Genomic DNA, 23,357 nt, shown 5'->3' with positions numbered 1-23,357 from the left:
AACCGGCCGACGCGTTTTATCCGACATTACGCGATCACAGGTTTTGGGGGCGCTTCGCACCCCAGCGCGGGCAAGCCCGCTCGCCACCTATTCCGTCCAGCCATACGCTGCGCGTGACCACAAAAGCTGGACAGCCACACAGCAAAAAGCCCCGACTCATTCGAGCCGGGGCTTTTTGTTTGACGCTACAACGGCTTAGCCGTTGAACACGTCATCCACGCTTTTCAGCGGGTAGTTCTTCGGATACGGCAGGGTCGCCACGCCGGTCTCGATTGCAGCCTTGGCCACGGCATCGGAGATCAGGGTGATCAGACGGGCATCCATTGGCTTCGGAATGATGTACTCACGACCGAATTCCAGCTTGATACCACCGTAGGCATCGCACACTTCCTGAGGGACCGGCAGCTTGGCCAGTTCACGCAGGGCGTTGGCCGCAGCCACTTTCATCTCTTCGTTGATGCGCTTGGCGCGAACGTCCAGGGCACCACGGAAGATGAACGGGAAGCCGAGGACGTTGTTGACCTGGTTCGGGTAGTCCGAACGACCGGTGGCCATGATCACGTCGTTGCGGGTGGCGTGAGCCAGCTCCGGGGCGATTTCCGGATCCGGGTTCGAGCAGGCGAACACGATCGGGTTGGGCGCCATCGACAGCAGGCCGGCAGCGTCCAGCAGGTTCGGGCCGGACAGGCCGACGAACACGTCAGCGCCCTTCAAGGCGTCAGCCAGGGTGCGCTTCTCGGTCGCGTGGGCGAACACCGCCTTGTACTGGTTCAGGTCGTCACGACCGGCGTGGATCACGCCAGTACGGTCAACCATGAAGATGTTCTCGATCTTCGCGCCCATGCTCACCAGCAACTTCATGCAGGAGATGGCGGCGGCACCGGCCCCCAGGCAGACGATCTTGGCTTCCGGCAGGGTCTTGCCGGCGATTTCCAGGGCATTGATCATGCCGGCCGCGGTCACGATCGCGGTGCCGTGCTGGTCATCGTGGAACACCGGGATATCGCACTGCTCGATCAGAGCACGTTCGATCTCAAAGCACTCAGGCGCCTTGATGTCTTCCAGGTTGATGCCACCGAAGGTGATGGAGATACGCTTGACGGTGTCGATGAAGGCCTGCGGGCTTTCCGAATCGACTTCGATGTCGAACACGTCGATACCGGCGAAACGCTTGAACAGCACGCCCTTGCCTTCCATTACTGGCTTGGAGGCCAGTGGGCCAAGGTTACCCAGGCCGAGAATCGCGGTGCCATCGGAAATGACTGCAACCAGGTTGCCCTTGCCAGTGTACTTGTAGGCCAGCTCAGGATCGCGGGCGATTTCACGCACTGGTTCGGCTACGCCAGGGCTGTAGGCCAGCGACAGGTCGCGAGCGGTAGCGGTGGCTTTGGTGAGCTCGACGCTCAGCTTCCCCGGACGAGGATTGGCATGATATTCGAGAGCGGCAGTTTTCAAATCTGACATGTGGGCATTCCGCTTTTTACTGTGGGACAGACGGACCGCCGAGGATACTCGTGTCGCCAAGTCCTCACAAGACTGAGCAGTCACAGGTGTCAAGCACCTGTCCCTACGACTTTGGCCCAAGAGCCAGGAAACACAAGGCGAAGACTGTGCACAATCAAGCGAAAAAATGTCTACAATTCTTCATGCGGCGGCCGTCGATACAAACAGCGCCCACAAAAAAGGCGTCCACATGGGACGCCTTTTTTATCGACCGGGAAAAACCAGCAGCTGTTCCCGGAGCGATCAGCCTCAGGCCTTTTTGACAGCGCCGAACATGCCGAAACGGTCGGCGAACTTCTGTACGCGGCCGCCGGTGTCCAGGGTCTTCTGCTTACCGGTGTAGAACGGGTGGCATTCGTTGCACACGTCGATTGGCAGTGCTTTGCCGTGGGTCGAACGGGTCACGAACTTGTTACCGCAGCTGCAGGTAACGTCGATGTCTACGTATGCTGGATGGATATCGGCTTTCATGGGGACTTCCTCAGGCTGGCGTGCCGCCGCTCAACACGATTGTTGAACACCGCACGTAATTTAGCCGGCGATCATACCAGACCTTTTCCGTGACGCAAGTAGCCAGTATGCCCTCCGTCGGGAAGACACTGCCCGAGCCGTCTGCTAGGCTCGCGCCCTCCATGAAACCCTCCCTGAGAGAACCGCGTGCCCGACGCCATCCTGCGCCTTGCCCTGCCCTCGCCATTGCGTCGCCTGTTCGATTATCGGGCGCCGGAGGGCGTGCCGCGTAGCGTATTGCAGCCCGGCATGCGCCTGCGGGTACCCTTCGGCCGCCGGGAGATGATCGGCATCCTGGTGGAAGTCGCCGAGCACAGCGAGGTCCCGGCGGACAAACTCAGGCGCGCCACGGCCCTGCTCGACGCCACCACGCCGCTGCCGCCGGCACTGTTCAAGCTGTGCCTGTGGACCGCCCAGTATTATCAGCACAGCCTCGGCGACACCCTGAGCTGGGCACTGCCGGTGCTGCTGCGCCAGGGCGAGCCGGCCGAGGCGCGCCAGGAACGCTTCTGGTCGATGGCCCCCGGCGCCCGCCTCGACGACCCGCGCATCGCCCGTGCCCCGCGCCAGCGCGACGCCCTGGCGACCCTGGCGCAGCACCCCCACGGCGTGGCCCATCAACTGCTGAGCAAACTGATGCTGAGCAAGGACAGCCTCGACCTGCTGCTGGCCAAGGACCTGGTGCAGGTGGAAGTTCGCCGCCACGCCCCCAGCGAGCGCCACGAACACTGGCTGGCGCAACCGGAGTTGCCGCTCAACAGCGAACAACGCGCCGCCTGCGAAGCAATCCGTGCCGGACTCGACAGTTTTCACGCGTTCCTGCTGGCCGGGGTCACCGGCAGCGGCAAGACCGAGGTCTACCTGCAACTGATCCGCGAGACCCTGGAAGCCGGCAAGCAGGCGCTGGTGCTGATCCCGGAAATCAACCTGGGGCCGCAGACCCTGGCGCGTTTCGAGCAACGTTTCAACGCCCGCATCGCCCTGCTGCACTCGGCGGTGAACGACCGCGAGCGCCTGGACGCCTGGCTCGCCGCCCGCGACGGTGAGGCCGACATCATTATCGGCACCCGTTCGGCGCTGTTCACCCCGATGAAAAACCCCGGGCTGATCATCATCGACGAAGAGCACGACGGCTCCTATAAGCAACAAGAGGGCCTGCGTTATCACGCCCGCGACCTGGCACTGGTCCGCGCGCGCCAGGAAAACATTCCGATCGTGCTGGGCTCGGCCACGCCATCCCTGGAAAGCCTGCACAACGCCTACACCGGTCGTTATGGCCTGCTGCGCCTGAATCAACGCGCCGGCGGCGCCAAGCAACCGCGCTTCCTGCGCCTGGATGTGAAGAGCCGGCCACTGGACAGCGGCATTTCCGGACCGATGCAACAGGCCATCGGCCAGACCCTCGCCGCCGGCCAGCAGGTACTGGTGTTCCTCAACCGTCGCGGCTTCGCGCCGACACTGCTGTGCCACGACTGCGGCTGGATGTCCGAATGCTCGCGCTGCGATGCGCGGATGACCGTGCACCAGCGCTCCGGCGAACTGCGCTGTCATCACTGCGGCTATGTCGAACGCGTACCACGCAATTGCCCACAGTGCGGCAAGGTCGACCTGCGCCCGGTGGGGGCCGGGACCGAGCGCGCCGAGGAGCGATTGGCCATCCTGTTTCCCGATTACCCGGTACTGCGGGTCGACCGCGACAGCACCTCGCGCAAGGACGCGATGAACCAGTTGTTCGCCACTATCCAGAAGGGCCAACCCTGCATCCTCGTGGGTACGCAGATGCTTGCCAAAGGCCATCACTTCCCCCGGGTAACCCTGGTGTCGATTCTCGATGCCGACGGCGGCCTGTTTTCCGGCGACTTCCGCGCCAGCGAGCGCATGGCCCAGTTGATCGTCCAGGTGGCGGGCCGGGCCGGGCGCGCGGAGGAGCCGGGCAAGGTGATTATCCAGACGCACCTGGCGGATCATCCGCTGTTGATTCAGCTGACCGAGCAGGGTTATTTCGCCTTTGCCGAACAGGCCTTGAGCGAGCGCCGGGCCGCCGGCTTGCCGCCCTTCGCGCACCTTGCGCTGCTGCGGGCCGAAGCCCACAAGCCGGGGCAGGCCGAGGGTTTTCTCGATGAGGCTTGCAGTGCGGCCGAGCGTTTGCTGGGCGAAATGAGCCTGGGCGGCATCGAGTTGCTCGGGCCGGTGCCGGCGCCCATGGAGCGTCGGGCCGGGCGTTATCGGGCGCAGTTGTTGTTGCAGGCCAATGGCCGGGCTTCGCTGCACCGGTTGTTGAGCAGTTGGTTGCTGGTGTTGGAGCAGATGCCCAGCGGGCGGCAGGTGCGCTGGTCGTTGGATGTCGATCCGGTGGATTTGTATTGACCGCACTGGCCTCTTCGCGGGCACCACAAGTCCGTAACCGGTTGGCAAGCTCGCCCAGGCAACGGATAATGCCCAGTTTTTCCACCTGCGCATCGAAGCGCCGCCGCGCTTGCGGTCGAAAGAGAAGACCATGAAAGACACCATTCGCCAGCTGATCCAACAAGCCATCACCCAACTCGTCACCGAAGGTGTGTTGCCTGAAGGCCTGACGCCGGCGATCCAGGTGGAAAACACCCGGGACAAGACCCACGGCGACTTCGCCAGCAATATCGCGATGATGCTGGCCAAGCCGGCCGGCCTCAAACCCCGTGACCTCGCGGAAAAGATCATCGCCGCCCTGCCCGCCGCCGACAGCGTCAGCAAGGCCGAGATCGCCGGCCCCGGCTTCATCAACTTCTTCCAGAACACCCAGGCCCTGGCCGCCCGCCTCGACGCCGCCCTGGCCGACGCCCGGATCGGCGTGCGCAAGGCCGGCACGGCCCAACGCGTAGTGGTCGACCTGTCGGCCCCCAACCTGGCCAAGGAAATGCACGTCGGCCACCTGCGCTCGACCATCATCGGCGACGGCGTAGCCCGCGTCCTCGAGTTCCTCGGTGACAGCGTGATCCGCCAGAACCACGTCGGCGACTGGGGTACCCAGTTCGGCATGCTGATGGCCTACCTGCAGGAAAACCCGATTACCAGCGACGAGCTCTCGGACCTGGAAAACTTCTACCGCGCAGCCAAGAAACGCTTCGACGAGTCGCCGGAGTTCGCCGACCGCGCCCGCGGCCTGGTGGTCAAGCTGCAAGCCGGCGACCCGGATTGCCTGGCGCTGTGGACCCGTTTCAAGGACATCTCGCTGTCCCACTGCCAGAAGATCTACGAGCTGCTGAACGTCAAGCTGACCATGGCCGACGTGATGGGCGAAAGCGCCTATAACGACGACCTGATCAATGTCGTCAATGACCTGCGGGCCAAGGGCATGCTGGTGGAAAGCAACGGCGCCCAATGCGTGTTCCTCGACGAATTCAAGAACGCCGAAGGCGAACCGCTGCCAGTGATCATCGTCAAGGCCGACGGTGGCTACCTGTACGCCACCACCGACCTCGCCGCCGTGCGCTATCGCAGCGGCCAGCTCAAGGCCGATCGCGCCCTGTATTTCGTCGACCAGCGCCAGGCCCTGCACTTCCAGCAGGTGTTCGCGGTCGCGCGCAAGGCCGGTTTCGTGACCCACCCGATGGAAATGGAACACATGGGGTTCGGCACCATGAACGGCGCCGACGGCCGGCCATTCAAGACCCGCGACGGCGGCACCGTGAAGCTGATCGACCTGCTGAACGAAGCCCAGGAGCGCGCCTACACCCTGGTCAAGGAAAAGAACCCGGAGCTGGCCGAAGACGAACTGCGCAACATCGCCCGCGTGGTTGGCATCGGCGCGGTCAAGTACGCCGACCTGTCCAAGCACCGCACCAGCGACTACAGCTTCAACTTCGAGCTGATGCTCAACTTCGAAGGCAACACCGCGCCGTACCTGCTGTACGCCTACACCCGCGTGGCCGGGGTATTCCGCAAACTGGGCACGGATTTCAGCCAGGTTGAAGGGCAGATCGTCCTCGAAGCCGCGCACGAGCAGGAACTGGCCGCCAAGCTGGCGCAGTTCGGCGAAGTGCTCGCCAGCGTCGCCGAGAAAGGCACGCCACATGTGCTGTGCACCTACCTGTACGATGTCGCCGGCCTGTTCTCCAGTTTCTATGAGAACTGCCCGATCCTGTCCGCCGAAACCGCTGCACAGAAACAGAGCCGCCTGCGCCTCGCCGCGCTGACCGGCCGCACCCTCAAGCAAGGCCTGGAACTGCTGGGTCTGGAAACCCTGGAGCGTATGTAAGTTGGCTGCCAAGAAAACCCCCGCACCCAAACGTGGCGCCAGCCGTTACCAAGCTCCTGCGAAAAAACCGATCCCGGGCTGGTTGTGGCTGGCGATCGGCCTCGGCGTGGGCGCGTTCATCGTATTCCTGATGAAGCTGGAGCCGGGCAAGGGCGATGACATCAAACGGGTCAAGCAGGAACAGTTGAAAGCGAGCAAGATCGCCGAAGCCAACAAGACCCCGCCGAGCCCGACCCAGCCGGTGAAGCCCAAGTACGATTTCTACACCTTGCTGCCGGAATCGGAAGTCATCGTGCCACCAGAAGCCGTGCCGGAGAAAACCCTGCCGACGCCGCAGACCGTGCCGACGCCGACCACCCCGGTGACCCCGGCCGAAGCGGCGAAGATCGATACCGCCCGGGCCCAGGCCGCTTTGTCCGGTATTACCCCGCCACCGCCGCCGCCGGTGGCAGCGGCCAAACCGGCAGCGGTGACGCAGTTCTTCCTGCAGGCCGGCTCGTTCCGCAAGGAAGCCGATGCGGACAAGGTCCGGGCGCAAGTCATTCTGCTCGGGCAGTCGGTTTCGGTGGAATCCGGGACCGTGAAGGACGAGACCTGGTACCGGGTTTTGGTCGGACCGTTCAGCAACCGCGAACAACTGACCAAGGCGCAGAAACAACTGGCCGGTAGCGGCTTCAACAACCTGTTGCTGCAACAGCGCCAGAGCCGCTGATTGCCGGGAGCGGGCTTGTCGGAACGCCGCACCACCGCGCTCGACTACGCAGCAGCCGCAAAACCGGCCGCCTCGGTCTACCAGACACACCTGATTCGTCGGTTTTGGGGCCGCTGCGCGGCCCAGCGCGGGCAAGCCCGCTCGCCACAAGGGTTGAGCCTGACCTTGAAGTCTGTCGTGCGGGTTCAAACAAAGCCTTTCCTACGCCATTCATCCCCTCATCCCGCCCACGGTTGAAAAACCCACCACCACCCCCATATGAGTTTCCATCAGGCATTTTCGCCCCGCTGCGTGGAGATTCTCCCTTGACCACCATCGTTTCAGTTCGTCGCCACGGCAAAGTCGTCATGGGCGGCGACGGCCAGGTTTCCCTCGGCAATACCGTCATGAAGGGCAACGCGAAAAAAGTCCGGCGCCTCTACCACGGTGAAGTCATCGCCGGTTTCGCCGGCGCCACCGCCGACGCCTTTACCCTGTTCGAGCGCTTCGAAGGCCAACTTGAGAAACATCAGGGTCATCTGGTCCGCGCCGCTGTCGAACTGGCCAAGGAATGGCGTACCGACCGCTCCCTGAGCCGCCTGGAAGCCATGCTGGCGGTGGCCAACAAAGATGCTTCACTGATCATTACCGGTAACGGCGACGTCGTCGAACCGGAAGACGGCCTGATCGCCATGGGCTCCGGTGGCGGCTACGCCCAGGCCGCGGCCAGCGCACTGCTGAAGAAAACCGACCTGTCGGCCCGGGAAATCGTCGAGACCGCCCTGGGCATCGCGGCAGACATCTGCGTCTTCACCAATCACAACGTCACCATCGAGGAGCAGGACCTCGCGGAATAACCAGCCCGCACGGCTGCCCATTTCCGCTTGAGGACCCACATATTATGTCCATGACCCCCCGCGAAATCGTCCACGAACTCAATCGCCATATCATTGGCCAGGACGATGCCAAGCGCGCCGTCGCCATCGCGCTGCGCAACCGCTGGCGCCGGATGCAGCTCCCCGAGGAACTGCGCGTCGAAGTGACCCCGAAAAACATCCTGATGATCGGCCCGACCGGCGTCGGCAAGACCGAAATCGCCCGGCGCCTGGCCAAACTGGCCAATGCACCGTTCATCAAGGTCGAAGCAACCAAGTTCACCGAGGTCGGCTATGTCGGCCGTGACGTCGAATCGATCATCCGTGACCTGGCGGACGCCGCGATCAAGTTGCTGCGCGAGCAGGAGCTGGTCAAGGTCCGCCATCGCGCCGAAGACGCCGCCGAGGAACGTATCCTCGACGCCCTGCTGCCACCGGCACGCATGGGTTTCAACGAGGACTCGGCCCCGGCCCAGGACTCCAACACCCGCCAGCTGTTCCGCAAGCGCCTGCGCGAAGGCCAGCTGGATGACAAGGAGATCGAAATCGAAGTGGCCGAGTCGTTCGGCGTCGAGATCGCCACGCCGCCGGGCATGGAGGAAATGACCAACCAATTGCAGAACCTGTTCGCCAACATGGGCAAGGGCAAGCGCAAGAGCCGCAAGCTCAAGGTCAAGGACGCGCTCAAGCTGGTCCGTGACGAAGAAGCCGGACGCCTGGTCAACGATGAGGAATTGAAGGCCAAGGCCCTGGAGGCGGTGGAACAGCACGGTATCGTTTTCATCGACGAAATCGACAAGGTCGCCAAGCGCGGCAACGTCGGCGGTGCCGATGTCTCCCGCGAGGGCGTGCAGCGCGACCTGCTGCCGCTGATCGAAGGCTGCACGGTGAACACCAAGCTGGGCATGGTCAAGACCGACCATATCCTGTTTATCGCCTCCGGCGCGTTCCACCTGAGCAAGCCGAGCGACCTCGTCCCCGAGCTGCAAGGCCGCCTGCCGATCCGGGTCGAACTCAAGGCCCTGAGTCCGGAAGACTTCGAGCGCATCCTCAGCGAACCGCACGCCTCGCTGACCGAGCAGTACCGCGAGCTGCTGAAAACCGAAGGCCTGGCCATCGAGTTCCTGCCGGACGGTATCAAGCGCCTGGCGGAAATCGCCTGGCAGGTCAACGAGAAGACCGAGAACATCGGTGCCCGTCGCCTGCACACGCTGCTGGAGCGCCTGCTGGAGGAAGTCTCGTTCAGCGCCGGCGACCTGGCCAGCGCCCACAACGAGGAGCCGATCCGCATCGACGCCGACTACGTCAACAGCCACCTGGGCGAATTGGCGAAGAACGAAGACCTGTCGCGGTATATCCTGTAAAGAGCACACCGCTCCCTGTAGGAGCGGGGCTTTTATGGCCGAACACAGCCCCTTGAGGGAGCAGAGCTTGCTCGCGAAGGGCCCGTGAGAACGCCAGAAGCTTCGCGGCGATGCGGCGATCCGACAAGCTCCGCTCCCACAGGATTCTCTGACACAGACGGATCGCAGGCTGCCCATGACCACCCGACTCCCCACCGCCATCAACCTGTACAAAGCTTCGAAAACCCTGACCCTCAAATACGGCCCGGACGAGGAATACCACCTGCCCGCCGAATTCCTGCGGGTGCATTCGCCTTCCGCCGAGGTCCAGGGCCACGGCAAGCCCATCCTCCAGTTCGGCAAGCTCAATGTCGCCCTGAGCAAGCTCGAACCCGCCGGCCAATATGCACTGAAACTGACCTTCGACGACGGTCATGACAGCGGATTGTTCACCTGGGACTACCTCTACGAGCTGGCACGCCGCCAGGATGACTTGTGGGCCGATTATCTTGCCGAACTGAAAGCGGCCGGAAAATCCCGCGACCCGTCCGAATCCGTGGTCAAGCTGATGCTCTAGTCCGGACCTCCGGTCGTTTTGGAGGGCATTTTCTAATCACATCTGATTCAATCCCCCACGGCGTGGCTAACGAGTGGCCCGCTTGCGAAAAAAATCAAACTCGGGTAACCAATGGAGCTGGCAAGTTCCGTGCATTTAACGATGTGCAATCAACGGTCACCCGAGCAGTAGTACTTGGCATTCGCTGTGCCATTTGCACAGCTGTACCCGGTACTCGTCTCAGGACAATGGAGCGTCGTAGATGAGTAACAAGAACAACGATGACCTGCAGCGGCAAGCCTCGGAAAACACCCTGGGCCTGAACCCCGTCGTCGGCTTGCGTAGAAAGGATCTTCTTACCTCTGCACGAATGGTATTGACCCAAGCCATCAAACAACCCATCCACAGCGTCAAGCATGTCGCCCATTTCGGCGTCGAACTGAAGAACGTACTGCTGGGCAAGTCCGGCCTGCAGCCGGAAAGCGATGACCGACGTTTCAACGACCCGGCCTGGAGCCAGAATCCGTTGTACCGGCGTTACCTGCAAACCTACCTGGCCTGGCGCAAGGAGCTCCATGCCTGGATCGACGAAAGCTCGCTGTCGCCACAGGACATCAGTCGCGGCCACTTCGTCATCAACCTGATGACCGAGGCCATGGCCCCGACCAACACCGCGGCCAACCCGGCGGCGGTCAAGCGCTTCTTCGAGACCGGCGGCAAGAGCCTGCTGGACGGTCTTTCGAACCTGGCCAAGGATCTGGTGCACAACGGCGGCATGCCCAGCCAGGTGAACATGGGCGCCTTCGAGGTCGGCAAGAGCCTGGGCACCACCGAAGGCGCGGTGGTGTTTCGCAACGATGTGCTGGAGCTGATCCAGTACAGCCCCATCACCGAACAGGTGCATGAGCGGCCGCTGCTGGTGGTACCGCCGCAGATCAACAAGTTCTATGTGTTCGACCTCAGTCCCGACAAGAGCCTGGCGCGCTTCTGCCTGCGCAGCCACGTACAGACCTTTATCGTCAGCTGGCGCAACCCGACCAAGGCCCAGCGCGAGTGGGGCCTGTCGACCTACATCGAGGCGCTGAAGGAAGCCGTCGACGTGGTCACCGCCATCACCGGCAGCAAGGACGTGAACATGCTCGGTGCCTGCTCCGGCGGCATCACCTGCACCGCCCTGCTCGGCCACTACGCCGCCCTCGGCGAGAAGAAGGTCAATGCCCTGACCCTGCTGGTCAGCGTGCTCGACACCACCCTCGACACCCAGGTCGCGCTGTTCGTCGACGAACAGACGCTCGAAGCCGCCAAGCGCCACTCCTACCAGGCCGGCGTACTGGAAGGCAGCGACATGGCCAAGGTCTTTGCCTGGATGCGCCCCAACGACCTGATCTGGAACTACTGGGTCAACAACTACCTGCTGGGCAACGAGCCGCCGGTGTTCGATATCCTGTTCTGGAACAACGACACCACGCGCCTGCCGGCCGCCTTCCATGGCGACCTGATCGAGATGTTCAAGAACAATCCACTGGTGCGCGCCGACGCCCTGGAAGTCTGCGGCACGCCTATCGACCTGAAAAAGGTCGACGCCGACATCTTTGCCCTGGCCGGTACCAACGATCACATCACGCCCTGGAAGTCCTGCTACAAGTCGGCGCAACTATTCGGCGGCAAGGTCGAGTTCGTGCTGTCCAGCAGCGGCCATATCCAGAGCATCCTGAACCCGCCGGGCAATCCGAAATCGCGCTACATGACCAGTACCGAGATGCCGGCCAAGGCCGACGACTGGCAGGAAAACTCCACCAAGCACACCGATTCTTGGTGGCTGCACTGGCAAGCGTGGCAGACCGAGCGTTCGGGCAAACTGAAGAAATCACCGACCAGCCTGGGTAGCAAGGCCTACCCGGCGGGCGAGGCGGCACCGGGTACCTACGTCCACGAGCGCTAGGGATTCAGGAACACCGCCCTGCACCAACAGGGCCCCAGTCAGATCAGGAAAACAGGTTCAACCACAGGGCTTCGAGCATGCCGCAACCGTTCATCTTCCGAACCATCGATCTGGATGGCCAGACCATCCGCACCGCGGTTCGCCCCGGCAAGTCTCATCTGACGCCCTTGCTGATCTTCAATGGCATCGGTGCCAACCTGGAGTTGGTGTTTCCGTTCGTCCAGGCCCTGGACCCAGACCTGGAAGTCATCGCCTTCGACGTCCCCGGCGTCGGCGGTTCGTCGACGCCCAGGCGACCCTATCGTTTTCCGGGCCTGGCCAAGCTCACCGCGCGCATGCTCGATTACCTGGATTACGGCCAGGTCAACGCGGTGGGCGTTTCCTGGGGTGGCGCCCTGGCCCAACAATTCGCCCACGACTACCCGGAGCGCTGCAAGAAGCTGATCCTCGCCGCCACCGCCGCCGGTGCGGTGATGGTCCCGGGCAAGCCCAAGGTGTTGTGGAACATGGCCAGCCCACGGCGCTATATCCAGCCGTCCCACGTGATCCGCATTGCCCCGACCATCTACGGCGGTGCCTTTCGCCGCGACCCGCACCTGGCCGCCGAACATGCCGCCAAGGTCCGCTCGGCCGGCAAGCTGGGCTACTACTGGCAACTGTTCGCCGGCCTCGGCTGGACCAGCATCCACTGGCTGCACAGGATCCGCCAGCCGACCCTGGTGCTGGCCGGCGACGACGATCCGCTGATTCCACTGATCAATATGCGCCTGCTGGCTTGGCGAATCCCCAATGCCCAGCTACACATAATCGACGACGGCCATTTATTCCTGATCACCCGGGCCGAGGCCGTGGCGCCGATCATCATGAAGTTCCTCCAGGAAGAGCGCCAGCGGGCGGTGATGCACCCGCACCCGGCGCCCTCCAAGAGCACCTAGGAGTCTTTCCCTGGTAATAAGCGCGCGCGGGCAGGACGTCCGCGTGGCGCACAAGGTCCGCGACCGACGACCCCGCCTGTCGCGTCCCCCTGTGTTGGTTGATAGCTTGATGACGAAGGAGTGTTGACTCATGCGAGACAAACCAGCGAAGGGCTCGATGCCCACACCCGCGGCGTTCATCAACGCACAGAGTGCGATTACCGGTCTGCGCGGCCGGGATCTGTTTTCCACCCTGCGCAGCGTGGCCGTCCACGGCTTGCGCAATCCGCTACACACCGCCCGGCATGCCCTGGCCCTGGGCGGGCAACTGGGCAAGGTGCTGCTCGGCGACACGCTGCACAAGCCCAACCCGCAGGACCCGCGCTTCGCCGACCCGGCCTGGAGCCTGAACCCGTTCTACCGGCGTAGCCTGCAGGCCTATCTGGCCTGGCAGAAACAGGTCAGGCAGTGGATCGACGACAGCCGGATGAGCGACGACGACCGCGCCCGCGCGCACTTTGTCTTCGCCCTGCTCAACGATGCCATGGCGCCATCCAATACCCTGCTCAATCCGTTGGCGGTCAAGGAAGTGTTCAACTCCGGCGGCAACAGCATCGTGCGCGGCATCAGCCACCTGGTGGACGACCTGCTGCACAACAATGGCTTGCCCAGCCAGGTCACCAAGCATTCGTTCGAAGTCGGCAAGACCGTGGCCACCACCCCCGGTGCGGTGGTGTTTCGCAATGAGCTGCTGGAGCTGATCCAGTACAAGCCGATGAGCGAAAAACAATACGCCAAACCGCTGCTGATCGTGCCGCCGCAGATCAACAAGTACTACATTTTCGACCTGAGCCCGTCCAACAGCTTCGTCCAGTACGCCCTGAAGAACGGCCTGCAGGTATTTGTCGTCAGCTGGCGCAACCCGGATGTACGGCACCGCGAATGGGGCCTGTCCAGCTATGTCGAGGCGCTGGAAGAAGCGCTGAACGTCTGCCGGGCGATCACCGCCAGCCGTGAGGTCAACCTGATGGGCGCCTGCGCCGGCGGCCTGACCATTGCCGTCCTGCAAGGCCACCTGCTGGCCAAGCGACAGTTGCGCCGGGTGTCCAGCGCCACCTACCTGGTCAGCCTGCTCGACAGCCAGCTCGACAGCCCAGCCACCCTGTTCGCCGACGAACAGACCCTCGAAGCCGCCAAGCGCCGCTCCTACCAGCAAGGCGTGCTCGACGGCCGCGACCTGGCGCGGGTCTTCGCCTGGATGCGGCCCAACGACTTGATCTGGAACTACTGGGTCAACAACTACCTGCTCGGCAAGGAACCGCCGGCATTCGACATTCTCTACTGGAACAACGACAACACCCGCCTGCCCGCGGCCTTTCACGGCGACCTGCTGGATTTCTTCAAGCACAACCCGCTGAGCCATCCGGGTGGACTGGAAGCCTGCGGCACCCCCATCGACCTGCGGAAAGTCACGGTCGACAGTTTCAGCGTCGGCGGTATCAACGACCACATCACGCCCTGGGATGCGGTGTATCGCTCGACCCTGCTGCTGGGCGGCGACCGGCGCTTCGTGCTGTCCAACAGCGGGCATATCCAGAGCATTCTCAACCCGCCGAGCAACCCCAAGGCCAACTACGTCGACAACCCCAGGCTGAGCAGTGACCCGCGAGCCTGGTACTACGACGGCAAACAGGTCGAGGGCAGTTGGTGGACCCAGTGGCTGGCCTGGATCCAGGAGCGTTCGGGGGCCCAGCGGGAAACCCAGATGACCCTGGGCAATGCCAATTACCCACCCATGGAGGCGGCACCCGGCACTTATGTGCGAGTACGCTGATGATTACCGACCACGGCTGCCGGGCAGTCGTGGCGAACGGTCGGAACGACCTAAGAAGACTGGATGAAGACCCGCGACCGGATCCTTGAATGCGCCCTGCAGCTGTTCAACCAGAAAGGCGAACCCAACGTTTCGACCATGGAGGTGGCCAATGAAATGGGGATCAGCCCGGGCAACCTCTACTACCACTTCCACGGCAAGGAGCCACTGGTGCTGGGTTTGTTCGAGCGCTTCCAGGGCGAGTTGGCGCCCTTGCTCGACCCGCCGGCCGACGCCCGGCTGGCGCCCGAGGACTACTGGTTCTTCCTGCATCTGATCGTCGAGCGGCTAGCCCATTACCGCTTCCTGTTCCAGGACCTGTCCAATCTGTCCGGGCGCCTGCCCAAGCTGGCCAAGGGCATCCGCAACCTGCTCAATGCCCTCAAGCGGACACTGGCGTCGTTACTCGCGCGCCTGAAGGCGCAAGGCATGTTGTTGAGTGAGACCCAGGCCCTGGGGCAGCTGGTGGAGCAGATCACCCTGACCTTGCTGTTTTCCCTGGATTACCAGCGGATACTGGGGCGTGAAGGCGAAGTGCGGCTGGTGGTGTACCAGATCATGATGCTGGTGGCTCCGCACCTGCTGGCACCGGCGCGGGTGGTGACGGAGCAGATGGCTTTGCGTTATCTCGAAGACCACGATTAAGGTCAAGAACTGCTGCGCTGGTGCCCGCGAAGGCGATATGACAGGCAACACACCTACCCCTGACACAAACAAAAACGCCCGACCTTCACAGGCCGGGCGTTTTCATTCAGCGGGTAACGACTCAGGCTTGGGAAGCCGGAGTCGGTGCTGTTGGCGTAGCCGCTGGAGCGGATGCCGGAGCAGGAGCAGCCGAGTTGGCGGCCGAGACCGGAGCCGCGGCAGGCTTGGCGGCCGCAACGGGAGCCGGCTTCGCGGCAGCAGGCTTTTTCGCCGCTGCCGGTTTCGCCGCTGGCTTGGCCGCAGGTTTCGCTGCCACAGGTTTGGCCGCTGGTTTCACCGCTGCGGCTTTCGCCGCTGGCTTGGCCGCAGGTTTTGCTGCTGGCTTGGCCACCGCTTTGGCTGCCGGCTTGGCTGCCGCGGTTTTCGCCGCTGGCTTGGCAGCAGGCTTGGCCGCGGCTTTAACCAAAGGCTTGGCTGGCGCTTTCGCCGCCGGCTTGGCCGCCGCCGTTTTCGCCGAGGCAGGAGTCACGGCCTGACCGGTCAATTTTTCGATCTGCCTGGTCAGGGTATCGACCTTGCTGTGCAGCGCCTTCACTTCATTGCGGCTCGGTACGCCCAGGCGCGAAATGGCGCTGTTCAAGCGCTTGTCGAAAGCCCCTTCCAACTCGTCCCACTTGCCCAGCGCACGGTCCTTGACCCCGGCGATGCGCGACTTGGCCGAACTGGCGGAGTCCTTGGCCGCATCGACTTTCTTGTCGACTGCGGTCTTGGTGAGTTTCTCGGCCTTCTCGCCATCCTTCACCAGCGTCTCGAAGAGTTTGCTGCCGTCGGTATCGATCTTCGAGTACACGCCTAAACCAGCAAGCCAGATTTTTCGGGAATATTCCTCAACCTTCCCGATCCACGAGCTGCTTTCTTTCTCGGTATTCTTTTTGCCAGCCATCCCGTTCTCCTTAATGTTTACGCGCGACACGTTCGAGCAATGCCGTCAGCTCATCGAGCTTAGCAGAGAGTGTCTCCACATCATGTTTAGACGGAATCCCGATGCGATTCAAGGCACTGGCGACCCGGTGGTCAAAGGCCTTCTCGACCTTGTCCAGTTGCACTTCCACCTTGCCCTTGAGGCTGGTGACTTCGCTTTTCACGTTATCGATCTGGCTGTTGGCCGCTTCACGCTGCGCGCCAATCAGCTTTTTGCCTTCTTTTTCAACGTCTTGACCGGCTGCCACGAGTTCCTTGAAGTACTCGCTGCCTTCGCGGCCGACCTTGGCATAAGCGCCCAGACCCGCCAGCCAGATCTTGCGGGCATACACTTTCACTTCAGCCAGGGCGGTTGGCTGACCGTCGGATTTTTTCTTCAGACTTACTTTGGCCATGGTGCACCTCACACAAGAAGGGTTGGCGGATCTGCCCACCGGAATGGGGGCTTATGCACAAAGTAATGACAAAAATTAGAATGGGCACCCTAAAGGCCGGCCCGGTGTCGCAGCGGAGCTCCTTATTGTGTGGGCGCAGCTTGTTGTGGGAGCGGAGCTTGCCCGCGAAGAGGCCCTTGAGACCGCCAGGAGCCTCGCGGGGTCCGGCGATCCGACAAGCGCCACTTCCACACTCGTGTTCAGACCAGCGCCTTGTCCAGGGCCTTTTCGATCTCGGCCTTGATGGTGCCGCTCATGGCCGACATCAGCAGGCCCAGCTCGACATCGACACGGATCGACTCTTCGCTCACATGCACCGCGCCCTTGACCCCGGAACGCCTGAGGTTGAGGGTATCGCCGGACCACTGCGGCTCCAGGCCATACTGCCCGGCCAGCTTCTGCGCCAACTGGTCGGCCTTCTCGCGTGCACCAGCCTTGCCCAGGCCATGGGCGCGTTCAACACTAATACGGGCCATCGAATACTCCTGCTCTATCGGGACTTGCCCGGTGAATCCTGACCCTGAATGCGTCAAAACGTCCCGGTGGTTGCCTATCTTACATGCACCCTTGCCAAGACAAAGCCGGCCACCGGGATTAGAATGCCCGCATTCTCTTCTGGTGACAGCGACATGACTGATCAGCGCAAAGGCAGCGATGCCGAACCCACCACGCACTTCGGCTTCAAGAACGTACCGGAAAGCCAAAAGGCGGAAAAGGTCGCCGAGGTGTTCCACTCCGTGGCCGCCAAGTACGACCTGATGAACGACGTGCTGTCCGGTGGCATGCATCGCCTCTGGAAGCGCTTCACCATCGAGCTGTCCGGCGTGCGCACGGGCAACCGGGTGCTGGATATCGCCGGCGGCACCGGCGACCTGGCGCGCAAGTTCTCGCACCTGGTGGGCCCCACCGGCCAGGTGGTGCTGGCCGACATCAACGCCTCCATGCTCAAGGTCGGCCGTGACCGCCTGCTGGACCTGGGCGTGGCCGGCAACGTCGAGTTCGTCCAGGCCGACGCGGAAAAACTGCCGTTCCCGGACAACCATTTCGACTGCGTGACCATCGCCTTCGGCCTGCGCAACGTCACCCACAAGGAAGACGCCCTGCGCTCCATGCTGCGGGTCCTGAAACCCGGCGGCCGCCTGCTGGTACTGGAATTCTCCAAGCCGACCAACGCACTGATGTCCAAGGTCTACGACGCCTACTCGTTTGCCTTCATGCCGCTGGCCGGCAAGCTGATCACCAACGACTCGGAAAGCTATCGCTACCTGGCCGAATCGATCCGCATGCACCCGAACCAGGAAACCCTGAAGTCGATGATGGTGGACGCCGGCTTCGACCGCGTGACCTACCACAACATGACCGCGGGCATCGTCGCCCTGCATCGCGGCATCAAGCCCTGATGCTGCTCAGCGGCCTTCTCGCCGGCGTCGAGCACGGTCTCAACCGTGTGCTGCGCCTCGACAGCACGGCCTTGAGGCGCCTGGGCCAACTGACCGGCAAAGTCATCGAAGTCGACTGCGCCCGCCCGGCCCTGAAGCTGTTCATCCTGCCCAGCGACGAAGGCCTGCTGCTGGCCGCGCACTGGGCCGCCGAGGCCGACTGCAGCCTCCGCGCCCCGGCCTCGAGCCTGCTGAACCTGGCCCTGAGCCGCGACAAGACTGCCGTGCTCCATGGCCCCGAAGTGCAGCTGGAAGGCGACAGCGCGGTGCTGCTGGACCTGGCCGGCGTGCTCCAGGACCTGGAGCTGGACTGGGAGTACGAACTCTCGCGCTGGCTCGGGCCGATCGCCACGCCCCTGCTCAGCGGCCACCTGCGCAGCCGCGCCGGCTGGTACCAGCAGGGTTTTGCCAGCCTGAAGCAGAACCTCGCCGAATACCTCAGTGAAGAGTCCCGTGCCCTGGTCGGCAACCACGAGGCCGAAGCGCGCTTCGCCGAACTGGACCGGGTCAAGCTCGACCTGGAACGTCTCGAGGCGCGTGTCGAGCGCCTTTCCCGATCCCTCCAATCCAGCGATAACGCATGAAGCTGCTTGCCGTCCGCCGTCTGTTGCGCATCCAGCGCGTCGTGATCCGTTACCGTCTCGATGACCTGCTGTTCGAATTGCCCCTGCCCTGGTTCCTCCTGGCGCTGCGCTTTGCCCTGCCCTGGCGCTGGTTCCCGCGCAAGACCCTGGAGCTGAGCCGCGGCGCGCGCCTGCGCCTGGCCTTGCAGGACCTCGGACCGATCTTCATCAAGTTCGGCCAGATCCTCTCCACCCGCCGCGACCTGCTGCCCGAGGACATCGCCGACGAGCTGATGCTGTTGCAGGACCGCGTGCCGCCGTTCGATTCGCAGACCGCGGTCAAGCTGATCGAAGCGCAGTTGGGCAAGAAGATCGATGAAGTCTTCAGCCGCTTCGATATCGCCCCCCTGGCCTCGGCCTCGGTGGCCCAGGTCCACGCCGCCCAGCTCAAGAGCGGTGAAGAAGTGGTGGTGAAGGTCATTCGCCCCGGCCTCAAGCCGATCATCGCCCAGGACCTGGCCTGGCTGTTCCTCCTCGCCCGGGCCGCCGAGCGGGTCTCGGCCGACGCCCGCCTGCTGCACCCGGTGGACGTGGTCAGCGACTACGAAAAGACCATCTACGACGAACTCGACCTGCTGCGCGAGGCAGCCAACGCCAGCCAGCTGCGGCGCAACTTCGAAGGCTCGGAGATGATGTACGTGCCCCAGGTCTACTGGGACTGGTGCCGGCCGAAAGTATTGGTGATGGAGCGCATCTACGGCATCCAGGTCACTGACCTCGCGACCCTGGCCGACCAGCGCACCGACATGAAAATGCTCGCCGAGCGCGGCGTCGAGATCTTCTTCACCCAGGTCTTCCGCGACAGCTTCTTCCACGCCGACATGCACCCCGGCAACATCTTCGTCAGCACCGTGAACCCGTGGAGCCCGAAGTACATCGCCATCGACTGCGGCATCGTCGGCAGCCTGACCCCGGAAGACCAGGATTACCTGGCCCGCAACCTGTTCGCCTTCTTCAAGCGTGACTACCGCCGCGTCGCCCAGTTGCACATCGATTCGGGCTGGGTGCCGGCGCACACCAAGCTCAACGAGTTCGAAGCGGCGATCCGCACCGTCTGCGAGCCGATCTTCGAAAAACCGCTGAAGGACATCTCCTTCGGCCAGGTACTGATGCGCCTGTTCCAGACCGCGCGGCGCTTCAATATGGAAGTCCAGCCGCAGCTGGTGCTGCTGCAGAAAACCCTGCTCAATATCGAAGGCCTGGGCCGCCAGCTGTACCCGGACCTGGACCTGTGGAGCACCGCCCAGCCGTTCCTCGAACGCTGGATGCGCGAGCGCGTCAGCCCGAAAACCCTGCTCGGCAACCTGCAGGGCCAGATCGAGCAGTTGCCGCACCTGGCCGGCATGACCCGCGACCTGCTCGAACGCATGGCCCAGCAGCACGCCAATCCCGAGCCGAAAGAACACCGGCGCAAGGACGACTGGCTGCTGCGCTTGCTCGGCAGCCTGCACCTGAGCGGCAGTGCGTTACTCGCCGTCGGCGGGCCGCTGCACGACCTGGGCCAATGGCCGGCGGGCATCATGGCGGCCATAGGGGTATATCTGATCGTGCGCCGATAGCCAGTCAGGCCGTGGGCTGGCACACTGTTGATTCGCCGAGACACCGCCACGCGGGTGGTGTCCGGTTGTCGGAGTCGAAGATGAAAGACTGGCTGGACGAGATCAAATGGGACAGCGATGGCCTGGTGCCGGCCATTGCCCAGGATCACAAGACCGGGCGTATCCTGATGATGGCTTGGATGAATCGCGAGGCGCTGCAACTGACCGCCAGCGAGAACCGCGCCATTTACTGGTCACGCTCCCGTGGCAAGCTGTGGCGCAAGGGCGAAGAGTCGGGCCACGTGCAGCACCTGCATGAAATGCGCCTGGACTGCGACGCCGACGTGATCATCCTGATGGTCGAGCAGGTCGGCGACATCGCCTGCCACACCGGCCGCCACAGTTGCTTCTACCGCGTGTATGAAAACGGCGGCTGGAAGATCGTCGACCCGGTCCTCAAGGATCCGCACAGCATCTACTCAGCAGGACATTGAACATGACTGACACCCTGACCCGCCTGGCCCAGGTGCTGGAAGAGCGCAAAGGCGCCGCCGCCGACAGTTCCTATGTCGCCAGCCTTTATCACAAGGGCCTGAACAAGATCCTGGAAAAGGTTGGCGAAGAATCGGTCGAGACTATTATTGCTGCAAAGGATGCCGCGATCAGTGGCGACTGTAGCGACGTCATCTACGAAACCGCCGATTTATGGTTCCACAGTATGGTCATGCTCGCCCAACTGGGGCAGCATCCGCAGGCCGTGCTGGACGAACTGGATCGCCGCTTCGGCCTGTCCGGACACGTCGAGAAGGCCTCGCGCCCGTCCGCCTAACAACTTTCGAGAGGAACAGCATCATGGGCATTTTTGACTGGAAACACTGGATCGTCATCCTGGTTGTCGTCGTGCTGGTGTTCGGCACCAAGAAACTGAAGAACCTGGGCACCGACGTCGGTGAATCGATCAAGGGCTTTCGCAAGGCCATGAACGACGAAGAGAAGCCTGCCGAACCGGTGGTCCCACCTGTCGTGCAACCGGCCCAGCCGGTGCAGCCACAGGCCACCGCCCAGCAGAACACGCCACACACCATCGATGTGCAGGCGCAGAAAGTCGAAGAGCCCCGTAATAATTCGTGAGCACTGACTAATGTTCGGTATCAGCTTCAGTGAACTGTTGCTCGTGGGCCTGGTGGCCCTGCTGGTGCTCGGCCCCGAGCGCCTGCCCCATGCCGCGCGTACGGCAGGCCTGTGGGTCGGCCGGTTGAAGCGCAGCTTCAACGCGATCAAGCAGGAAGTGGAACGCGAGATCGGTGCCGACGAGATCCGCCGGCAACTGCACAACGAGCACATCCTCTCGCTGGAGCAGGAGGCGCGCAAGATCCTCTCGCCGATCGCCACGAGCACGCCGGCCGAGCCGGTGGCGGAACAGACGATCCACGCCGTCCCGCCGCTGTCGCCGGAGGTCCCGCAGACGCCGCCGAGCGCCGCCGAGCCGGTCGCGCTGCCCGCTGCCGTGGAACCGACGCCGCACCTGACAGAACCCGCAAGCCCGACGCCAAGCGCCGCGCCTGCGCCTCATGACCCTACTTTGCCGCCGCGAGCCCCATGAGCGATATTCCGGAAAACGACCAGCACATGCCGCTGGTTTCGCACCTCACCGAGTTGCGCACCCGCCTGCTGCGTTGTGTCGCGGCGATCTTCCTGATCTTCGCCGGGCTGTTCGCCTTCACCCAGCAGATCTACACCTTCGTCTCCATCCCGCTGCGCCAGTACCTGCCGGCCGGCGCGACGATGATCGCCACCGACGTGTCGTCGCCGTTCCTGACGCCGCTCAAGCTGACCATGATGGTCTCGCTGTTCCTGGCCATCCCGGTGATCCTGCACCAGATCTGGGGCTTTATCGCGCCGGGCCTGTACAAGCATGAAAAACGCATCGCCGTGCCACTGCTGGTGTCGAGCATCCTGCTGTTCTACACCGGCATGGCCTTCGCCTATTTCCTGGTGTTCCCGCTGATCTTCAAGTTCTTCGCCGCCGCCACCCCGGCCGGCGTGGAAATGATGACCGACATCACCAGCTACCTCGACTTCGTGATGACGCTGTTCTTCGCCTTCGGCGTGGCCTTCGAGATCCCGGTGGCCGTGGTGCTGCTGGTGTGGATCGGCGTGGTCGACGTCAAATACCTGAAGAAGATCCGCCCCTACGTGGTCATCGGCTGCTTCGTGGTCGGCATGATCCTGACCCCGCCGGATGTGTTCTCCCAGACCCTGCTGGCCGTGCCGATGTGGCTGCTGTTCGAGATCGGCATCCTGTTCGGCGGCCTGGTCCGCAAACGCAGCGACGAAGAGTCCGCCGACAGCGACGACGCCCAGCCGCCAGCCCCGCTGACGTGAATCTGCTGCTCCTGGAGGAGGCCGACTTCATCGCGGCCGACCTCGTGGTGCTGCGCGATCGGCGCCTGACCCATATGCAGGAAGTCCATCGCCTGGCAGTGGGTGACAGCCTGCGGGTGGGGCGTATCGGTGGCCTGATGGGCAGCGCCGAAGTGCTGCGCCTGGACGCCAGCGAGGCCGAGCTGCGGGTCAGCCTGGATCGCGCGCCACCGGCGAAACTGCAGCTGACCCTGATCCTCGCCCTGCCGCGCCCGAAGATGCTGCGCCGGGTGTTCCAGACCGTCGCCACCCTCGGCGTACCCAAGGTGGTGCTGGTGAACAGCTACCGGGTGGAAAAAAGCTTCTGGCAGACGCCGTTCCTCGAACCCGGAGCAATTCGCGAGCAACTGATCCTCGGCCTGGAGCAGACCCGCGACACCGTGCTGCCGGAGATCATCATCGAGAAGCGCTTCAAACCCTTCGTCGAGGACCGCCTGCCGGCCATCAGCACAGGCACCCTCGGCCTGGTCGGCCACCCCGGCGCTTACCCGTCCTGCCCACGCGGCCTGGACGAGCCGGTGACCCTGGCCATCGGCCCGGAAGGCGGCTGGATCCCCTACGAGATCGACCTGCTGGGCAAGGCCGGGCTGCAACCGGTGCAACTCGGCGAACGCATCCTGCGGGTCGAAACCGCCGTGACCGCCCTGCTCGCCAGGCTGTTCTGACCCCCCGGGTCAAGCCTAAACGCATAGATCTTACCTTGAGCACATAGGCCCAGTGGGAACACATAGACCCTGTGGGAGCGTGTTCGACCTTGACAAGGGATCGACAGAAAAAGACCTCAAGCTTCAAAGAACTTTCCCACAGCCCATTCAGGTCGCATCTCCCGCGT

Annotated in this window: 24 protein-coding genes; 19 read left to right on the top strand and 5 right to left on the bottom strand. The window is 63.2% G+C overall.

The features are described 5' to 3' along the window. Window positions 1-195: 195 nt before the first annotated feature. Both M5B96_RS06740 and rpmE read right to left on the bottom strand, forming a co-directional pair. Complete coding sequence (locus tag M5B96_RS06740; protein ID WP_248795932.1) at window positions 196-1,464, bottom strand: malic enzyme-like NAD(P)-binding protein; 1,269 nt, start codon at window positions 1,462-1,464, stop codon at window positions 196-198. 288 nt (window positions 1,465-1,752) lie between these two features. Further along, the gene (gene rpmE, locus M5B96_RS06735; protein ID WP_100940403.1) at window positions 1,753-1,974 is read right to left on the bottom strand and encodes a 50S ribosomal protein L31; all 222 of its coding nucleotides are present in this window, start codon (window positions 1,972-1,974) and stop codon (window positions 1,753-1,755) included. Window positions 1,975-2,160: 186 nt separating this feature from the next. Here rpmE and M5B96_RS06730 point away from each other — a divergent pair, with 186 nt between their 5' ends. The 10 genes from M5B96_RS06730 to M5B96_RS06685 all read left to right on the top strand — a co-directional run bounded on the left by M5B96_RS06730 (window position 2,161) and on the right by M5B96_RS06685 (window position 15,086). Continuing rightward, the gene (locus M5B96_RS06730) at window positions 2,161-4,380 is read left to right on the top strand and encodes a primosomal protein N' (protein ID WP_248795931.1); all 2,220 of its coding nucleotides are present in this window, start codon (window positions 2,161-2,163) and stop codon (window positions 4,378-4,380) included. 130 nt (window positions 4,381-4,510) lie between these two features. After that, window positions 4,511-6,247 carry an arginine--tRNA ligase gene (argS, locus tag M5B96_RS06725; protein ID WP_248795930.1) on the top strand — a complete coding sequence of 579 codons (1,737 nt, stop codon included), beginning with the start codon at window positions 4,511-4,513 and terminating at the stop codon, window positions 6,245-6,247. 1 nt (window position 6,248) lies between these two features. Beyond that, window positions 6,249-6,959, top strand: coding sequence for an SPOR domain-containing protein (locus M5B96_RS06720; protein ID WP_248795929.1), 711 nt, complete (start codon window positions 6,249-6,251; stop codon window positions 6,957-6,959). Between the two features lie 305 nt (window positions 6,960-7,264). Next, on the top strand, window positions 7,265-7,795 hold the full coding sequence (hslV, locus tag M5B96_RS06715; protein ID WP_191489912.1) for an ATP-dependent protease subunit HslV: 531 nt from the start codon (window positions 7,265-7,267) through the stop codon (window positions 7,793-7,795). A 44-nt stretch (window positions 7,796-7,839) separates the two neighbouring features. After that, a complete protein-coding gene (gene hslU, locus M5B96_RS06710) occupies window positions 7,840-9,177 on the top strand; it encodes an ATP-dependent protease ATPase subunit HslU (RefSeq protein ID WP_248795928.1) in 1,338 nt (445 codons plus the stop codon). Between the two features lie 175 nt (window positions 9,178-9,352). After that, window positions 9,353-9,733 carry a gamma-butyrobetaine hydroxylase-like domain-containing protein gene (locus M5B96_RS06705; protein WP_248795927.1) on the top strand — a complete coding sequence of 127 codons (381 nt, stop codon included), beginning with the start codon at window positions 9,353-9,355 and terminating at the stop codon, window positions 9,731-9,733. 241 nt (window positions 9,734-9,974) lie between these two features. Continuing rightward, complete coding sequence (gene phaC / locus M5B96_RS06700; RefSeq protein ID WP_248795926.1) at window positions 9,975-11,654, top strand: class II poly(R)-hydroxyalkanoic acid synthase; 1,680 nt, start codon at window positions 9,975-9,977, stop codon at window positions 11,652-11,654. Between the two features lie 77 nt (window positions 11,655-11,731). Next, window positions 11,732-12,589 (top strand): poly(3-hydroxyalkanoate) depolymerase, encoded by an 858-nt coding sequence (gene phaZ, locus M5B96_RS06695; protein ID WP_248795925.1) that lies wholly within the window; start codon window positions 11,732-11,734, stop codon window positions 12,587-12,589. A gap of 130 nt (window positions 12,590-12,719) precedes the next feature. Beyond that, window positions 12,720-14,402, top strand: a complete 1,683-nt coding sequence (gene phaC / locus M5B96_RS06690; RefSeq protein WP_248795924.1) for a class II poly(R)-hydroxyalkanoic acid synthase — start codon at window positions 12,720-12,722, stop codon at window positions 14,400-14,402. Window positions 14,403-14,465: 63 nt separating this feature from the next. Beyond that, window positions 14,466-15,086, top strand: a complete 621-nt coding sequence (locus M5B96_RS06685) for a TetR/AcrR family transcriptional regulator (protein WP_248795923.1) — start codon at window positions 14,466-14,468, stop codon at window positions 15,084-15,086. Between the two features lie 121 nt (window positions 15,087-15,207). Here M5B96_RS06685 and M5B96_RS06680 read toward each other — a convergent pair whose 3' ends face one another. The 3 genes from M5B96_RS06680 to M5B96_RS06670 form a co-directional block, all read right to left on the bottom strand. Continuing rightward, complete coding sequence (locus M5B96_RS06680) at window positions 15,208-16,029, bottom strand: phasin family protein (protein ID WP_248795922.1); 822 nt, start codon at window positions 16,027-16,029, stop codon at window positions 15,208-15,210. A gap of 10 nt (window positions 16,030-16,039) precedes the next feature. Continuing rightward, the gene (locus tag M5B96_RS06675; protein WP_248795921.1) at window positions 16,040-16,462 is read right to left on the bottom strand and encodes a phasin family protein; all 423 of its coding nucleotides are present in this window, start codon (window positions 16,460-16,462) and stop codon (window positions 16,040-16,042) included. A 239-nt stretch (window positions 16,463-16,701) separates the two neighbouring features. Beyond that, window positions 16,702-16,977, bottom strand: coding sequence for a polyhydroxyalkanoic acid system family protein (locus tag M5B96_RS06670; protein ID WP_248795920.1), 276 nt, complete (start codon window positions 16,975-16,977; stop codon window positions 16,702-16,704). 153 nt (window positions 16,978-17,130) lie between these two features. On the opposite strand from M5B96_RS06670, the gene ubiE reads away from it, so the two are divergent. The 9 genes from ubiE (at window position 17,131) to M5B96_RS06625 (ending at window position 23,190) form a co-directional block, all read left to right on the top strand. After that, the gene (gene ubiE, locus M5B96_RS06665; protein WP_248795919.1) at window positions 17,131-17,901 is read left to right on the top strand and encodes a bifunctional demethylmenaquinone methyltransferase/2-methoxy-6-polyprenyl-1,4-benzoquinol methylase UbiE; all 771 of its coding nucleotides are present in this window, start codon (window positions 17,131-17,133) and stop codon (window positions 17,899-17,901) included. After that, the gene (locus M5B96_RS06660; protein WP_248795918.1) at window positions 17,901-18,524 is read left to right on the top strand and encodes an SCP2 domain-containing protein; all 624 of its coding nucleotides are present in this window, start codon (window positions 17,901-17,903) and stop codon (window positions 18,522-18,524) included. Before ubiE ends, M5B96_RS06660 begins: the two co-directional genes overlap by 1 nt. After that, on the top strand, window positions 18,521-20,122 hold the full coding sequence (ubiB, locus tag M5B96_RS06655) for a ubiquinone biosynthesis regulatory protein kinase UbiB (protein ID WP_248795917.1): 1,602 nt from the start codon (window positions 18,521-18,523) through the stop codon (window positions 20,120-20,122). The genes M5B96_RS06660 and ubiB overlap by 4 nt, the downstream gene beginning before the upstream one ends. An 80-nt stretch (window positions 20,123-20,202) precedes the next feature. Further along, window positions 20,203-20,595, top strand: a complete 393-nt coding sequence (gene hisI / locus M5B96_RS06650; RefSeq protein WP_248795916.1) for a phosphoribosyl-AMP cyclohydrolase — start codon at window positions 20,203-20,205, stop codon at window positions 20,593-20,595. 2 nt (window positions 20,596-20,597) lie between these two features. Then, window positions 20,598-20,930, top strand: a complete 333-nt coding sequence (locus tag M5B96_RS06645; RefSeq protein ID WP_018929162.1) for a phosphoribosyl-ATP diphosphatase — start codon at window positions 20,598-20,600, stop codon at window positions 20,928-20,930. Between the two features lie 23 nt (window positions 20,931-20,953). Then, window positions 20,954-21,232 carry a twin-arginine translocase TatA/TatE family subunit gene (locus M5B96_RS06640; RefSeq protein WP_248795915.1) on the top strand — a complete coding sequence of 93 codons (279 nt, stop codon included), beginning with the start codon at window positions 20,954-20,956 and terminating at the stop codon, window positions 21,230-21,232. Between the two features lie 10 nt (window positions 21,233-21,242). Continuing rightward, a complete protein-coding gene (tatB, locus tag M5B96_RS06635) occupies window positions 21,243-21,704 on the top strand; it encodes a Sec-independent protein translocase protein TatB (protein ID WP_248795914.1) in 462 nt (153 codons plus the stop codon). After that, the gene (gene tatC / locus M5B96_RS06630; RefSeq protein WP_248795913.1) at window positions 21,701-22,486 is read left to right on the top strand and encodes a twin-arginine translocase subunit TatC; all 786 of its coding nucleotides are present in this window, start codon (window positions 21,701-21,703) and stop codon (window positions 22,484-22,486) included. Before tatB ends, tatC begins: the two co-directional genes overlap by 4 nt. After that, window positions 22,483-23,190 carry a 16S rRNA (uracil(1498)-N(3))-methyltransferase gene (locus M5B96_RS06625; RefSeq protein WP_248795912.1) on the top strand — a complete coding sequence of 236 codons (708 nt, stop codon included), beginning with the start codon at window positions 22,483-22,485 and terminating at the stop codon, window positions 23,188-23,190. Before tatC ends, M5B96_RS06625 begins: the two co-directional genes overlap by 4 nt. Window positions 23,191-23,357 lie beyond the last annotated feature (167 nt).

This window comes from Pseudomonas sp. MWU13-2105, assembly GCF_023242315.1.
Lineage (GTDB): Bacteria > Pseudomonadota > Gammaproteobacteria > Pseudomonadales > Pseudomonadaceae > Aquipseudomonas.
The sequence above is the reverse complement of the archived record's forward strand: the minus strand, read 5'-3'. Positions and strand labels throughout refer to the sequence as shown.

What these genes read in the sequence shown, in the direction of transcription:
- M5B96_RS06740 (WP_248795932.1), bottom strand. Translation starts at nt 1,464, where the DNA reads ATGTCAGATTTGAAAACTGCCGCTCTCGAATATCATGCCAATCCTCGT.
- rpmE (WP_100940403.1), bottom strand. Translation starts at nt 1,974, where the DNA reads ATGAAAGCCGATATCCATCCAGCATACGTAGACATCGACGTTACCTGC.
- argS (WP_248795930.1), top strand. Translation starts at nt 4,511, where the DNA reads ATGAAAGACACCATTCGCCAGCTGATCCAACAAGCCATCACCCAACTC.
- hslU (WP_248795928.1), top strand. Translation starts at nt 7,840, where the DNA reads ATGTCCATGACCCCCCGCGAAATCGTCCACGAACTCAATCGCCATATC.
- M5B96_RS06705 (WP_248795927.1), top strand. Translation starts at nt 9,353, where the DNA reads ATGACCACCCGACTCCCCACCGCCATCAACCTGTACAAAGCTTCGAAA.
- phaC (WP_248795926.1), top strand. Translation starts at nt 9,975, where the DNA reads ATGAGTAACAAGAACAACGATGACCTGCAGCGGCAAGCCTCGGAAAAC.
- phaZ (WP_248795925.1), top strand. Translation starts at nt 11,732, where the DNA reads ATGCCGCAACCGTTCATCTTCCGAACCATCGATCTGGATGGCCAGACC.
- phaC (WP_248795924.1), top strand. Translation starts at nt 12,720, where the DNA reads ATGCGAGACAAACCAGCGAAGGGCTCGATGCCCACACCCGCGGCGTTC.
- M5B96_RS06685 (WP_248795923.1), top strand. Translation starts at nt 14,466, where the DNA reads ATGAAGACCCGCGACCGGATCCTTGAATGCGCCCTGCAGCTGTTCAAC.
- M5B96_RS06680 (WP_248795922.1), bottom strand. Translation starts at nt 16,029, where the DNA reads ATGGCTGGCAAAAAGAATACCGAGAAAGAAAGCAGCTCGTGGATCGGG.
- M5B96_RS06675 (WP_248795921.1), bottom strand. Translation starts at nt 16,462, where the DNA reads ATGGCCAAAGTAAGTCTGAAGAAAAAATCCGACGGTCAGCCAACCGCC.
- M5B96_RS06670 (WP_248795920.1), bottom strand. Translation starts at nt 16,977, where the DNA reads ATGGCCCGTATTAGTGTTGAACGCGCCCATGGCCTGGGCAAGGCTGGT.
- ubiE (WP_248795919.1), top strand. Translation starts at nt 17,131, where the DNA reads ATGACTGATCAGCGCAAAGGCAGCGATGCCGAACCCACCACGCACTTC.
- M5B96_RS06660 (WP_248795918.1), top strand. Translation starts at nt 17,901, where the DNA reads ATGCTGCTCAGCGGCCTTCTCGCCGGCGTCGAGCACGGTCTCAACCGT.
- ubiB (WP_248795917.1), top strand. Translation starts at nt 18,521, where the DNA reads ATGAAGCTGCTTGCCGTCCGCCGTCTGTTGCGCATCCAGCGCGTCGTG.
- hisI (WP_248795916.1), top strand. Translation starts at nt 20,203, where the DNA reads ATGAAAGACTGGCTGGACGAGATCAAATGGGACAGCGATGGCCTGGTG.
- M5B96_RS06645 (WP_018929162.1), top strand. Translation starts at nt 20,598, where the DNA reads ATGACTGACACCCTGACCCGCCTGGCCCAGGTGCTGGAAGAGCGCAAA.
- M5B96_RS06640 (WP_248795915.1), top strand. Translation starts at nt 20,954, where the DNA reads ATGGGCATTTTTGACTGGAAACACTGGATCGTCATCCTGGTTGTCGTC.
- tatB (WP_248795914.1), top strand. Translation starts at nt 21,243, where the DNA reads ATGTTCGGTATCAGCTTCAGTGAACTGTTGCTCGTGGGCCTGGTGGCC.
- tatC (WP_248795913.1), top strand. Translation starts at nt 21,701, where the DNA reads ATGAGCGATATTCCGGAAAACGACCAGCACATGCCGCTGGTTTCGCAC.